Annotated in this window: 13 protein-coding genes; 7 read left to right on the top strand and 6 right to left on the bottom strand. The window is 37.9% G+C overall.

Annotated features, from left to right (window positions below):
- Nucleotides 1–102: 102 nt before the first annotated feature.
- Complete coding sequence (ahpC, locus tag H4J59_RS18490; RefSeq protein WP_182135820.1) at nucleotides 103–672, bottom strand: alkyl hydroperoxide reductase subunit C; 570 nt, start codon at nucleotides 670–672, stop codon at nucleotides 103–105.
- Nucleotides 673–2178: 1506 nt separating this feature from the next.
- Nucleotides 2179–2598 carry a hypothetical protein gene (locus H4J59_RS18485; protein ID WP_182241450.1) on the bottom strand — a complete coding sequence of 140 codons (420 nt, stop codon included), beginning with the start codon at nucleotides 2596–2598 and terminating at the stop codon, nucleotides 2179–2181.
- A gap of 363 nt (nucleotides 2599–2961) precedes the next feature.
- Between H4J59_RS18485 and H4J59_RS18480 the strand changes: the two genes are divergently transcribed.
- The 6 genes from H4J59_RS18480 to H4J59_RS18455 all read left to right on the top strand — a co-directional run bounded on the left by H4J59_RS18480 (nucleotide 2962) and on the right by H4J59_RS18455 (nucleotide 8950).
- Nucleotides 2962–3855, top strand: coding sequence for a PepSY domain-containing protein (locus H4J59_RS18480; protein ID WP_259369597.1), 894 nt, complete (start codon nucleotides 2962–2964; stop codon nucleotides 3853–3855).
- On the top strand, nucleotides 3852–4577 hold the full coding sequence (locus tag H4J59_RS18475) for a PepSY domain-containing protein (RefSeq protein WP_259369596.1): 726 nt from the start codon (nucleotides 3852–3854) through the stop codon (nucleotides 4575–4577). Before H4J59_RS18480 ends, H4J59_RS18475 begins: the two co-directional genes overlap by 4 nt.
- Nucleotides 4578–4723: 146 nt before the next feature.
- Nucleotides 4724–5623: an endonuclease/exonuclease/phosphatase family protein gene (locus tag H4J59_RS18470; protein ID WP_182241449.1), complete on the top strand. Its 900-nt coding sequence runs from the start codon at nucleotides 4724–4726 to the stop codon at nucleotides 5621–5623.
- A gap of 169 nt (nucleotides 5624–5792) precedes the next feature.
- Nucleotides 5793–6473: an alpha/beta fold hydrolase gene (locus tag H4J59_RS18465; RefSeq protein ID WP_310733223.1), complete on the top strand. Its 681-nt coding sequence runs from the start codon at nucleotides 5793–5795 to the stop codon at nucleotides 6471–6473.
- A gap of 178 nt (nucleotides 6474–6651) precedes the next feature.
- The gene (locus H4J59_RS18460) at nucleotides 6652–8286 is read left to right on the top strand and encodes a methyl-accepting chemotaxis protein (RefSeq protein WP_182241448.1); all 1635 of its coding nucleotides are present in this window, start codon (nucleotides 6652–6654) and stop codon (nucleotides 8284–8286) included.
- Nucleotides 8287–8608: 322 nt separating this feature from the next.
- Nucleotides 8609–8950: a hypothetical protein gene (locus H4J59_RS18455; protein ID WP_182241447.1), complete on the top strand. Its 342-nt coding sequence runs from the start codon at nucleotides 8609–8611 to the stop codon at nucleotides 8948–8950.
- Between the two features lie 305 nt (nucleotides 8951–9255).
- On the opposite strand, the gene H4J59_RS18450 is transcribed toward H4J59_RS18455, so the two are convergent.
- Nucleotides 9256–10152 (bottom strand): AraC family transcriptional regulator, encoded by an 897-nt coding sequence (locus H4J59_RS18450; protein ID WP_182241446.1) that lies wholly within the window; start codon nucleotides 10150–10152, stop codon nucleotides 9256–9258.
- Between the two features lie 159 nt (nucleotides 10153–10311).
- Here H4J59_RS18450 and H4J59_RS18445 point away from each other — a divergent pair, with 159 nt between their 5' ends.
- Nucleotides 10312–11460 carry an iron-containing alcohol dehydrogenase gene (locus tag H4J59_RS18445; RefSeq protein ID WP_182241445.1) on the top strand — a complete coding sequence of 383 codons (1149 nt, stop codon included), beginning with the start codon at nucleotides 10312–10314 and terminating at the stop codon, nucleotides 11458–11460.
- Nucleotides 11461–11548: 88 nt separating this feature from the next.
- Here H4J59_RS18445 and H4J59_RS18440 read toward each other — a convergent pair whose 3' ends face one another.
- The 3 genes from H4J59_RS18440 to H4J59_RS18430 all read right to left on the bottom strand — a co-directional run bounded on the left by H4J59_RS18440 (nucleotide 11549) and on the right by H4J59_RS18430 (nucleotide 14338).
- Nucleotides 11549–12085 (bottom strand): hypothetical protein, encoded by a 537-nt coding sequence (locus H4J59_RS18440; protein WP_182241444.1) that lies wholly within the window; start codon nucleotides 12083–12085, stop codon nucleotides 11549–11551.
- A 199-nt stretch (nucleotides 12086–12284) separates the two neighbouring features.
- Nucleotides 12285–13316 (bottom strand): CNNM domain-containing protein, encoded by a 1032-nt coding sequence (locus H4J59_RS18435; protein WP_182241443.1) that lies wholly within the window; start codon nucleotides 13314–13316, stop codon nucleotides 12285–12287.
- Between the two features lie 530 nt (nucleotides 13317–13846).
- Complete coding sequence (locus H4J59_RS18430; protein WP_182241442.1) at nucleotides 13847–14338, bottom strand: LuxR C-terminal-related transcriptional regulator; 492 nt, start codon at nucleotides 14336–14338, stop codon at nucleotides 13847–13849.
- Between the last annotated feature and the right edge of the window lie 154 nt (nucleotides 14339–14492).

Here is a 14492-nt window from a genome sequence, read left to right as displayed (position 1 = left end):
CCTTTGAAAAAACTGCTGAATAGGATGATTTTTAGATCATGCTGAATTGGCTTGGTAAATACCGCGATATTTTAAAACTATCGCGGTAGTTTTTTACTTTATTTAGATTTTGCCAACTAAATCTAATGAGGGTGTTAATGTTTCTGCACCTGGCTGCCATGCTGCTGGACATACTTCACCGTCATGTTCAGCTACATATTGTGCCGCTTGAATTTTGCGCACTAGCTCTTTTGCTGAACGGCCTATACCTAGATCATGTATCTCAGCAATTTTAATTTCGCCTTCAGGGTTGATAACAAACGTGCCACGTAATGCTAAGCCGTCGTCTTCAATCATGACACCGAAGTTGCGAGTAATTTTGCCTGTTGGGTCACCAATCATTGGGTAGGTAATTTTGCCAATAGTGTCTGAACTGCCGTGCCAAGCTTTATGGGTAAAATGTGTGTCGGTTGATACTGAGTAAACTTCAACGCCCATTTCTTGTAGTTGTGCATAATGGTCAGCCATATCACCTAACTCTGTTGGACAAACAAAGGTAAAGTCAGCTGGATAAAAGAAAAATACTGCCCATTTTCCTGCAACATCAGCTTCTGAAACCTCGACAAATTCGCCTTTACTAAATGCTGTTGCGTTAAATGGTTGGATGGTTGAATTGATAATTGATTTATACATGTTTATCTCCACTTGTTTTAAAAATATGAGTACTTGTTAAGTTGGGACAATGATACGCCGGCATTTAAAATAGGAACAATCGTTTGAATTTATCATATCGATAGGTAAAAACTATTACTGTATTGTAGAATGAAATGTAGAAAGAGCAGGACACTGTTGCTGTGACTGTTTAACTTTATTTTATAGATGGCTAAAATTTCAATGTTGCAGAAAGTGATATGAAAAATAAGATTGCCTATTAATATCAGCTTAATTTCTTTAGCTATAATCAAAGCAAAAAAAAGACAAAAAAAACGCCCCTCAATTGAGGAGCGTATAAAAATATAAAAACACTAATAAAAACAAAACCGAGGGGGGAAATCTCTTGTTAAGTAAGAGTGCTATTATTATGGTTAGTTCAATTTAAATAAAAATAAACCTAAATCCCTCGACGAAGATTTGGTGAAAATAAATGATTCCCTACTCATGGAACAAAAATTAATCGCTTTACTCCTTACCACTTTCAATAATTAATCATTCATTCGCCACAAATTATAGGCAAAAAAAACGCTCCTCAATTGAGGAGCGTATAAAAACACTAATAAAAACAAAACCGAGAGGGAAATCTCTTGTTAAGTAAGAGTGCTATTATTATCGTTAGTTCAATTAAAATAAAAATAAACCTAACCCCCTCGACAAAGATTTGGTGAAAATAAATGATTTCCTACTCATGGAACAAAAATTAATCGCTTTACTCCTTACCACTTTCAATAATTAATCATTCATTCGCCAAAAATTATAGGCAAAAAAAACGCTCCTCAATTGAGGAGCGTATAAAAATATAAAAACACTAATAAAAACAAAACCGAGGGGGAAATCTCTTGTTAAGTAAGAGTGCTATTATTATCGTTAGTTCAATTTAAATAAAAACAAACCTAAATTCCTCGACGAAGATTTGGTGGAAATAAATGATTCCCTACTCATGGAACAAAAATTAATCACTTTGCTCCTTGCCACTTTCAATAATTAATCATTCATTCGCCAAAATTATAGGCAAAAAAAACGCCCCTCAATTGAGGAGCGTATAAAAATATAAAAACACTATAAAACACTAATAAAAACAAAACCGAGGGGAGAATCTCTTGCTAAGTAAGAGTGCTATTATTATGGTTAGTTCAATTTATATAAAAATAAAAATAAAAATAAAACCATAGCTTTCGCCGTTAATACTTAGTCTTTAATGACATGCAGTTTGAAGAAATAACCCTATCTAACCTAAACCCCTCGACGAAGATTTGGTGAAAATAAATGATTCATTACTCATGGAACAAAAATTAATTTCTTTACTCCTACCACTTTCAATAATTAATCATTCATTCGCCAAAAATTATAGGCAAAAAAAACGCCCCTCAATTGAGGGGCGTATAAAAATATAAAAACACTAATAAAAACAAAACCGAGGGGAGAATCTCTTGCTAAGTAAGAGTCACTTAATAGTGCTTAGTTCAACTTTATTGAAAAAAAAATTTATATCTGTGTAAGTTGCTGTCTATCAGCAATTAAATTTAGTATTTTGGAGAGTTTTTTGGCAAGGTAGCCCGACAATAATTTCGGCTGCTGTCGTATCAATTCCAATTCAGTCGCTGTAATAGCAACATGACAATCTATTAGCATGTTGTTTGAGCTCAGCAACACAACGTCATCTGCAAACGTTTCTACTTCAACATTCGGTGCTTGTTTTGCTACATTGCCAAATTCGTTAATCGCGACAAGATAAAAATTGATCTGTAAAATATCTGCTTCATCGCCATACCAATTCGCCGTCATGGTATGAAAATTTAACTGCGCTTCAAGTTTATTACTAATGGCGGCAATATTTTTTATTTCGGCCACTAGGTCGTTACTCACCTGAATAGAAATTGGCAAGGTTTCAGTCATAATATCCATGATAGTTGACGCCTTTTGAATAAGTAGTTTATCGGTAAATAATAAGCACTCACAATAGCTATATAATTTGATGGCTTTTTGATGGCTTTGCACGTGTCATTATACCATAGCTAACTGACTAAATTATTTTTTGCATATCTGTGCATTTATCTTCATATCCGCCCATAAAAATCGCGCAATTAAGTTCACTAGGATTAAGTTCAATAGTGAGCAGACTAGATACTATGCTCCACGCCATTAAAAAAATAAAGACAGACCTTTCTATCCCATCGTTATTCAGTTGCTATTGTTATTGTTGCTCTTTTATCGATATTATAAGGCCACAGCCTATGATCAAAAATTATCAATCGCACTGCTACAGCAATGATGGGTGGAATCGTTAACGCGGCTACGCTCACACCATTAACTACTGCCAGTAGAATAGCTATTGTGGAGAGTAACGCAATTAAAACAACACTGATTAAAGCTAGAACAAGAAGAAAAAAGCCTTTAAAACTCTTTAACCTCAGCCATAAGCTGCATAAATGGTTGATGCTATTTATTGGTGCGCAATTTGTTATTTGGTCTGTTACGGGTGCTTATATGGTCTTTTTTGATATTGATTATATTCACGGTGATAGCTTAATTATCAACCATCAAAATAAAATAAAATCAGAGAACTTAACTTACTCCTCATCAACATTATTTCAACAATATCCGCAGGCTAAAAACTTAAGTGTTGGCATGCTGGTAAACCGTGAAGTCTATCGCTTTAACATAGCTAAACAAGCCGTTATAATTGATGCACAGAACGGCGAACCGTTATCACCATTAAATAAAAACACGGCAATTACCATAGCAAAGCACCTTTATTCTGGTGATGGCAAAGTCCTTAATGCCGAGCTAATAACTACAAATCCACACTTTGGCTTAAGTGCTCGACATTTACCTGTATGGCAGGTTAATTTTGACAACTTCACCTCACCGTCGCTGTATATCTCAGAGAGTAACGGTAAACTTGTTAGCAAACGTCACCAACTTTGGTATTTGTTTGATTGGATGTTTCGCTTGCATATCATGGATTATGGCGATGACGAAGATGTCAGTAATTGGTTACTGTTTTTTATTGCTTCATTGGGATTTTTTGCTGTCTTTAGTGGTTTAGTACTGACTTATTTCAAAGTGATCAAACCGATAATAATCTCACGTAGAAAAAACCGCGATAGGGCTAAAAAAGCGCAACAAGATAACCGCTTATCTTTTGGAGACAAGTCATGATGCTTTGGATAAAAAAAATTCATAAATGGGCCTCATTACTCGTCGGTCTACAACTACTTATTTGGCTAACCAGTGGCTTAGTCTTCAATGTCATTGATCACAAAAAAGCCCGCGGTAATGCTTATCGTCAAACGGCAATGGCCGAGCAGCCAACTCTGGCAAACAAAGCACTGTTACCCGTTAAAAGCATACTAAAATTATACCCGGCTACGCTTGAACTCAACCAAGTCAGTATTCTCACACAGCCTTATTACCTGCTAACTCAACAGCAAGGCTTATATCGCCACTTTGCCAACAGTTACCATATCGTTAATGCGATTACAGGTGAGCTAACCTTGGTGGATGAACCATTCGCCAAAGCTATCGCCAAAGCGACTTATAATGGCCCAGGTAATATTAAGTCTGTCACGTTAATAACGCCGCCAATTGCCGACTTTCTTAAACATAAAAATCCCAGTTGGCAAATTAATTTTGCTGATGACTTAGACACCAGTGTTTATGTTGAACAAGGCTCAGGACGTTTAGTAGGCCATAGTAATAGTGATAAACGCTTTGCCGATTTTTTCTTTATGTTGCACTTTATGGATTACGGCAGTGCCGGCAGCTTCAACACAATTCAAATGATATTATTTGCTTTTATCGCCTTGTGGCTCACACTTTCTGGTTTGATATGGACATTACATATGCTGCGAAAAGGCCAATACCGCTTAAAGCAGTTTTAGCTCCATCACCATAGTGCTGGCCATATTTATAGCCATAGTTCTGCTCATCATCCTAATGATAGTCATAGTACAAAGCTAAACACTTTATTTTAATTTGCTCTGCTAGCGGTTACTATAGCTGCCCATGTATATTGTAGAATAACCTAATGACAAAATTAATTAGCCTTGTTTGCATCGCACTCACGTTTTTAAGTACCAAAACTTTTGCAGAAACCTTAAAAGTCGCTTCTTGGAATATCGCCTGGTTGGGTTCTCATGAATATAACCAACGCAAAGACACCGATTACCAAAAGTTAGCGCGCTATGCACGCGAATTAGATGCCGATGTCATTGCCTTACAAGAAGTTGAAAGCGCAAAATGGGCACAAAAAGTTTTTGGTGACGACTATGACTACTTTTTCACCACAAAAAACTGGGTGCAGCGTGTTGGTGTCGCGGTAAGGAAAAGCAGCGGCTATAAAGCCAGTGCGGTCGAATACCGTGAACTTGATCAAGGCCTTGCGCGCCGAGGCATGGACGTTACCCTAACAAAAAATGGTAAGAGCGTGCGCTTATTAGCTGTGCACATGAAATCAGGCTGTTTCGATAAAGCACTTGATCAAGCCAGCATTGCTAAAATGCCCAATAGCGATGAAAAAGAACAGTATGCAAAAATAGCCTGCGCAGAACTTGCCAAGCAAGCTAAGCCATTAGAGGCTTGGGTTGATGCCCGCGCTGAAGAAGGTATTCCCTTTATATTACTCGGTGACTTTAACCGTCGCTTTGTTAAAGACATAGCGTTAAATTACACTGAAGTACAAGGCTTATGGCAAACCATTAATGATGAAGGTGGCGAAGCACTTTGGGCGCCCACTATTACAGCAGAATCACAATGCTGGGGCGGGTATTACAAAGACTATATCGACCATATAATTTTTGATCCAAAAGCAAAAGCGCATTATGTCGAAAACTCATTTGAGCAATTAGTCTTTGAGCCAAAATACACCCGAGAGCTTAGTCAAAAACTGAGTGATCACTGCCCTATTTCAATAAAGTTGGCACTGTAAGCGTTTGTTAACCACCTAGCATTAATGCTAGGTGGTTTTTTTATAACGTATTATGCTATGGCTATTAATCTTGTTAGTCATTGTGCTAAGCAGACACTGTTTCAAAAGTAGTCGCAACAACCCATACCTGAGCTAGTGACAGAGTAAGCAGCAACGTTTAGGCTAAACAGTGAAATTAACCATGCATAATATCCAGAATAATATTCAGAGTACATCGAAAGAATACGTCATTTTATTGCACGGTTTAGCGCGTTCAGCACATTCAATGGACAAAATGGCACAACGCTTAACCGAGCAAGGTTACCACGTGTTAAATATTGACTATCCTTCACGTGCTTACTCTATTGAACAGTTAGCAGAACAAACCATTTCAGATGCGTTAGCACAATGCCACAACATGCCGGTCAGCTTTGTAACCCATTCGATGGGTGGCATTTTAGTACGGCAATTTCTCAGTCACCATAGTATTAAAAACCTCAATAAAGTGGTCATGCTTGGGCCACCAAACAAAGGCACTGAAATTGTTGACAAACTGGGTGATTTACCCGGTTTTCATTTAGTTAATGGTGATGCAGGCATGCAATTAGGCACTGGCGCATTAAGTGTGCCTAACCAATTAGGCAAAGCCAATTTTGATGTCGGCATTATTGCGGGCACCCAAAGCTTAAACTTGCTGTTATCAACCCTCATTCCTGATGCTGACGACGGTAAAGTCTCGGTCGAAAGTACTAAAATTGATGGCATGAATGATCATATTGAAATACCAACCTCTCATGTCTTTATGATGCGAAATGACGCGGTTATCGCGCAAGTCATTAGTTACCTCAAACAAGGTAAATTTAACCACTAATATGGCAATAATAGTACTGACGATATGGTGTAAGCCCTGATGACTAAAAAATAATATCCTACAGCCTGCGACCACAAACCATCTCAATAAGGACTAAAGTCTGATTGACAATTCCATCAACGTTGACTACGGTGAATCACAAAAAAAAATGGGTTAAATAACCACGCGGTAATAAGTCATGTCTACAAATCGTCAGATTGCAGTTTCACTAGCTTTACTTGCGGCCACTTTAATAGCATTGCTATTAATTGCCTTAGCACAGATAACAACCAATATAACTTGGTATGTATCCTCTATATTTATAGCAAGCCTTGTTATTTTTTTCGTCAGTATCAACTTTGTAATTAAGAAAAATCAACAAAATCAGCGTCAGTTATTGCTACACGCTTTAAAGCTTGATATTTCAACCAACCAATCTTTGCAAGATATTCTCTGTAATCAGGCGAGTAAAACCAGCATAGCAGGAAAAAATATTGACGATAAAGCCAGTGAGTTAGCCATTAACTCTGCAGAAGTCAGTTTTTTCCTTGAAAAGCTCAGTAGTGCTATTGAATTATCTAGTGAAGATGTTGATCGCCTAGCCAGCGCTGCGGAGCAAATGTCTATTAGTATTAAGGTGATGAATGACAATGCGGCAATAGCGTCGCAACAATCGAGCCAAGCCATGACAGCAACGTCCGCTGGTTCAAAACAGCTAAATGAAAATGTCGAGGTGATCGAGCAACTCAATAGTGATGTGATCAATGCCGCTGAAAAAATAAAATCGCTCTCGCAAAAAGCCACTAAAATTCAAAATATCACTAATGTTATTGATGGAATTTCACGCCAAACAAACCTCTTGGCATTAAATGCCGCAATAGAAGCGGCCCGTGCTGGCGAACAAGGTCGAGGCTTTGCGGTTGTGGCTGATGAAGTTAGAGCATTAGCATCGAAGACAGCTGAGGCAACAGATCAAATTGGTAGCATGCTCACCCAAATCAATGAAGAAACGTTACAAACCACTGAGGTAATGGCGCAAGTTGTTCAGCAAAGCCATAATATTGTCAGTAGTATGGGTTCACTCGCTATTTCTTTAAGTGATATCAATCAAAAAATGACTGAGTCGTCTGATGCCAGCAACCTCATCAGTAACGCACTAGAAGAACACAATGCCACCAGTGATGAAATTTCCATGGCGATCACAAATTTACATGACTTTTTGCTCGAAAAAAGTAAAGAAACCCATATAGTTTCAGATAAAGCAAAAGCGCTATGCGAAAGTACCGAGTCAATCTTCATCGATCTGGCTGAATTTAAAACTGGCTCTTTAGTGGAAAAAATCTGTTGGCAAGCACAGCTTGCAGCACAACAAGTAGCCACTATGTTCAGTGATAAAATTTCACGTAATGAAATTAGCCAACAAGCTCTTTTTAACTTTAGTTATAGTAAGATTGCCAATACTAATCCGCAAAAATATCACAGCACTTTCGATGACTTTACCGATAAATTTTTACCGGCTATTCAAGAACCAATTTTAAAAGAAAACCTTGAAGTTGTCTTTGCTGGCGCCGTCGATATCAACGGCTACTTTCCTACTCATAACCAACGTTATTCGCAACCGCTAACCGGTAACATCGCAACTGACAGCATTAATAATCGCACTAAACGAATATTTGACGATAGCACAGGCATTCGATGTGGCCAGCACACGCATAAATTTCTTCTGCAAACGTATAAGCGTGATACGGGTGAAGTTATGCATGACGTTTCTGCGCCAATTATCGTCAACGGCCAACACTGGGGCGGCTTTCGTATCGGCTTTAAAGCACAATAAGTTAAGCAGCACCTCAGTGCTATTGTGAAATAATTATGAAATTTTCCAATTAACGATGCCAATCAGATAAAAGTTTAGTATGGTAAACATGAGGGTTTGTTAAACTTTTTGATGGTTTTTACCTGTGATTATTCGCTTTTGATCATAGGCCAGTGCATATACTTCGCGGTCACTTTTTATTTGCTGTGGGGAATTTACATAGCATAGGTTGCTAGATACCTTGCACCGCAAAAAAGCTGCATTGAATACCACAAAAATAAACATAAAAATTAACAACCCCTTACTAAAACAGTATTTAATAAATCTAGGTGAGGGAATCAAGATGATATTATTTAAAAAATTAACGCGAGCAACTGTTGTGGTATTAAGTGCGATATCGAGTTTTACGTCGGCAAACGAAATGGAAATCACGGCTATAAAACAAGTGATTTCAGAAAACAGCAAACGGCATACCTACAGCGGCAATGTCAGAATTGCTTTTGCCCATGGCAACTTGTCGACTAAGTCAAGTCGTGCTTCTTTTCAAAAAGGTAAAACTGTGATGGAAGGTGATGTAGAGATTATGCTCAGTAACGCCATTGCCAAAACTCAAAGAGTCACTTTCATACCCTCACAACAAGGCTTAGTGGCTGAAATGGATCAAGTTACCTTTACCTATAAATAACCACAAAAAATAGCGCTTTAGCCTTATTGTTGATGCGATATTCATAGGCATAGTTTTTATTGCTCGCATTTGTGCCGATAACAGTTAAATTCCAGTTAACTTGATGGACTTAAGTACAAGCTACACTGTGCTTACGGGTATTAATCTAGCCTTGGGTCATTGTTTATCTAGGTAATTTTTATGTAGGTCAGACTGTAGTCCGTCAGGTGTTAAGCGGGCGATTACTGTGATGGGCCAAATATCAGCAGCCAAGTTAACTTCACCTGAAACGGCAATAATTATCCTTTGAAATCGCTAAGCAACAATCAACTCTCTATGGTTCTGGGTGTAGCATTAAAATGGCGCTTAAATTCGCGGCTAAATTGTGACGGGCTAGTGTAACCCACCAAGATTGCCGCCTCTGTTGCCTGTTTACCTTCTGTGACAATCAGATCTTTGGCTTTGTTTAAACGTATTTTTTTTAAATATTGCAAGGGTGTTTCGCTGGTAACTTGACGAAAAGCGCGATGAAAACCTGAAACGCTCATATGTGCTTGATTAGCTAAATGCTCAACCGATATTACCTCGGCATATTCTGTGTGCAGCGTATCAAGCACGCGAGCAATCCTCGCATAATGACCATCATGACGCGCTAGATCAAATAATATGTGGCCATTATCACCCACCAATGCTCGGTAGACTATTTCTTCAACAATCGCCGGCCCAAGAATTTTTGCTTCAACATCTTCGTGTAGCGCTTTGATTAACCGAGTAATCACACTATTGAAATTATCATCTAAACTATTTGATTTAACACCAAAATCTAATAGCGTTTTATGACTCGGTGTTGCTAGATTACCTAAGGTATTTTGTTCATTAATTTGGTTAACTAGTTTATGTAATATATGCGAGTCAACATCAATAATTAACCCTAAAATAGGCAAGCCATGGTCAGAAAACGCCTCACATTCTAATGGCATTGGCACACCTAACACTAAATAGTCACCTGAGCCATATTGCACACAATTATCTGCAACATAAATATTTTTACGCCCTTGCCCGATGACAATAATGCCTGATTGATAAAGTAAGGGTTCTCGATCACTGCCGGCACTAGCACGATAAAATTTTACACCTGGAATCAGCGTTTGATAGCTGCCATTCAATGTATTCAATGATTTTAAATGTGCAAAAGACTGCATTAGTTGCGCTAATTTTTTCATAATTCACTCAAAAAAACAAACATGCTTGCCATCACACTTATACAAATAGGCAATGATTATCGATAAAAACGTCTATTTATACCACACTTATTACAGTAATATGCAATAAAACAAAAGCTGCTATGCTTTTTATTCGATAAATATTAAATGAGGTATCCCATGGAATTTTCATACGTTAACCCAACTCAGATCCATTTTGGCCAAGGTAAAATTGCCAGTGTAACTGACGCTATTCCAAGCACTAGCAAAGTGCTGGTTATTTACGGCGGTGGCTCAATCAAAAAAAATGGTGTTTATCAACAAGTACAAAATGCCTTAAGCCAACATACTTGGATAGAGTTTTCCGGTGTTGAGCCTAATCCAACGATGGAAAATTTAGATAAAGCTGTTGCCTTAGCTAAAACTGAAAAAGTTGATTTTATACTAGCGGTTGGTGGCGGTTCAGTGATCGATGGTGCGAAATATGTTGCTGCCGCTGCATGCTATGACGGTGCAGGCTGGGACATTCTATTAGGTAAGCATACCGTGACTAAAGCTATTGCCATTGGCGCTGTACTGACCTTACCTGCTACCGGCTCAGAGTCTAATTCGGGATCCGTTATTACCCGCGCAGCAACTCAAGATAAACTGCCATTCTCTTCACCAGCCGTGCAACCAAAGTTTGCCGTGCTTGATGCTGATGCAATGAAAACATTACCAGAACGTCAATTAATAAATGGTTTGGTTGATGCTTGGGTACATACCTGTGAGCAATATTTAACTATGCCAACGGGTGCTATGGTACAAGACGGTTACGCAGAAGCCTTACTTAAAAACTTGCTAACTTTGGCTAAGCGATACGACCAACATGAAACGCTACAATGGCGTGAAAATCTTATGTGGACAGCCAATCAAGCGCTTAATGGTTTGATTGGTGCCGGTGTACCACAAGATTGGGCAACACATATGATTGGCCATGAAATGACCGCACTTTACGGCGTTGATCACGCACGCTCATTGGCGATTGTACAACCTTCATTATTGCGCAACCAACTAACGGTTAAAAAAGCTAAGTTAGAACAACTAGGTCATAATGTTTTTGCCTTAGCGGCAGGTGATGATTTAGCTGAACGCACAATTGTTGCGATTGAAGCCTTCTACCATAGCTTAAATGTTGCTACGCAATTAACTGAACACGGCGATGATAAAGCTAGCGCTATTGATAAGATCATTGCACAGCTTGAAGCACACAAGATGACAGCGCTAGGTGAACACCAAGCCATTACCTTAACGCAAAGTCGCGAAATATTGCAGTTAGCGGTTAAATAACCATCTGTAAGCTAATAGCCTGTAAAATGAGTAACGCTGAATAAAAAACTAAGCGAGTATTATTTTCAATACTCGCTTAGCATTACCGCTATTTACTTAACGGCTGGTTTGATAACACAGCTCTGATCTCGTTTAGCGCCTCTACCGCAAAACCTTGATCATAAAAGTACAATATTTCGCCTTTATTATTTAGCAACACCACACGGGCATTAGAAATATTTTCATTACCAGTAAAAGCCTGAACTTGTTCACCATCGTCATAAATCGTCACCACCCCTTGCCATAAAGGTTTTGGAATGCCCGATCGCATACCATTATCAATAAAGGTACTAAACATTTGTGGAAATAACCCTTGAATAGTCGGTACTTCGTAAAATTTTACGCGGGTATCGGTTACATCTAAAGCAATTAACCAACGATCAATATCAAACTGTGAATTTTGCACATAACCAATCAAAAGTAAGGTTAAGTCGTCAGTAAAATCATTTGGAATAGTTAATGATTTTTTTTCTAAGGTTTGACCCACTACGGTTGGAAATATTTGTCCGGTAATATTTTTATTTGGATATTGTGTACTACAACCTGTTAGCAACAATAGCGCCAAAAAATAGCTTATTATTCGCATGTTATGCTCCTAGTTAATCTGTTGAAAAACAATACGTCATCGCTTTTATTTTGGTTCACACCATAAACCAATAAGCAGATGATATTTAATAGCAAAAATAGTCGAAAAGTGCCAATAAACAGGTGGAAATAATCATAGACTTTATTGTCCGATTAACCGAGGAACACAACAAAGCTTAGTACCATTGCAAAGCATTATGCTACTTAAGCCCTCTTAATCGCTCACGATATTTATCACGCGCCAGTGCTTGCATATCAGTTACCGTATCGCTTTCATCAACAATTTCACGACCGAGCAAGCTTTCAATAGCGTCCTCTAAAGTAACAATCCCTGAGGTTTGACCGAACTCATCTGCAACTGAGTAGATATGTATATGATTTTTAATAAACATATCTAACAACTGCTGAACCGGTAACTTTTCAGATACCGCGGCTAACTTAACCACAAAGTTACTAATCGGCTCATCACCATGCCCGTTACGTTCAGCTTCATACAAATCCCCCTTAATCACTTTGCCGGTAATATCATCGATGGTTTTACCGTAAACGGGTATGCGGGAAAATTGCCGAGTTTGTTCATGATTTAGCGCCGCAGTGACGGTGATGTCTTGATGTAACATGTGCACTACCGTGCGTGGCGTAAATACATCGCCGGTGCGTAATTCTCGAAAATTTAGTATATTTGATAAATATTCATTTTCTTGCGAGAACAGACTGCCATCTTTGTAGCCTAATGACGCTAAGGCTATAATTTCTTCACGGGTGATTTCATTGGCTTTACCTCGCTTGAATGAGCGCGTTAACCGAGTTGATAGCCAAACCAATGGATAAACAATTTTCACCAACCAAGTGATAACAAAAGCAGAAGGTATGGCCAAACTGCGCCAAAATGTTGCCCCTAAGGTTTTAGGAATAATTTCTGAAAAATACAAAATCACCAGTGTTAACAGCACCGCAATCATGGTTTCCCACTTTTCACCAAATATACCGATAGCCTGTGCGCCAACACCTGCCGCCCCCATGGTATGTGCAAAGGTATTAAGAATTAATATACTGGCAAGTGACTCTTCTAAACCCGTTTTAACTTTTGCTAGCACTAGCCCATGCTTAGGTTTTTTTGTTTGCATTTGTTCAACAAAACTTGGCGTTATCGATAATAATACCGCCTCAAGTATTGAACATAAAAATGACACTCCAATCGCAATTGCCAAATAAATAAACAGTAAAGTCACGTAGTCATTCCAAATCTATAATATTAAATTTCACTGCTAAATAGCATATCACAATGTAGGCAAAGCACTTGGTTTGAGTACTTATCTGAATAGTATTAGTAGCGATTCAGCTGATTAATTAAACAAAGCTGTGACAAATTTATTACCCTGATAGATTTTAATTTTTTGACGGTAACTCGCTGTATTAATTTTATACAAATATAAATAGTACATTTTTTTGAAATCAGATTAAAATTTACAGCAAACAGCTAAACTTTATGTAAAATTATTCGCCAACAAAGTGGCTATCAATAACCACCTGGTGTTGCCATTGAAAAGTGTTGCCATTGAAAAAAACCGCCAGAAACCCTCAACGGATTTAATCTAAAACGGTTAAGGCTTACTGCTTGCTTCATCAAGGTTTATCAAGCTAGTCATGATGATGTAAAGTACAAGTGATGAAGTTTTATCACTTGTACTGCATGGTATTACAACAATACATTGCGCTGTGTAATTAAGAGTTTTGAGTATTAAAAGTAAAAACCATTTATTTACGCCATAAAATCTTCTAAAAACCAAGCTGCAAACTCATGCCGCCCTTCTACATTGGCTTTGCTATATATCACAGAGGCTTGCTGGCGAACTGTTTTGTCTTTGGTATTTCTAACACTACTTATTTCTTTGAAGCTTAGCCCTTTAAGTAGCAACATGGCAATTTCTTGCTCACTAAGTGTTAAGTGCCATTGTTCAAACTGGCTATGGATAACATGACTATAGGCATGGCGAGCATTTTTCATTTCTTGAGAAATATTTCTCAATTTATCGTCTGAAAAGACTAACTCTTGTTTTAACCTAACGGTATTTAATGTTCGAGAACGTATGTCTTTAACTAAAAACAGCGCACCAAAACCAGAAACTATGACAATAAGACTTTCTGAGAAAACATGCCACATAGGTACACCTAAAGAAATATCAGTGATCACGTCAAAAAAATTTAATAGCATTATTATAACTAAAATTAACACTATCACTTTATCTTTCATAAAACCTCTTTATATCAAACAGTTAAATATACAATAGACAAATGTACCATCACGAAGAATAAGCCTACATTAAGTAAGGTTCGACCTATGTCTAATGACCCTTAATATAATAACAGCAATAATTAACTTACAACGTTTAATTACCTGTGAATTT

The sequence above is a fragment of the Colwellia sp. MB02u-10 genome (assembly GCF_014077185.1).
Taxonomy (GTDB): Bacteria; Pseudomonadota; Gammaproteobacteria; order Enterobacterales; family Alteromonadaceae; genus Cognaticolwellia.
This window is presented reverse-complemented; position numbering and strand designations above follow the sequence as displayed.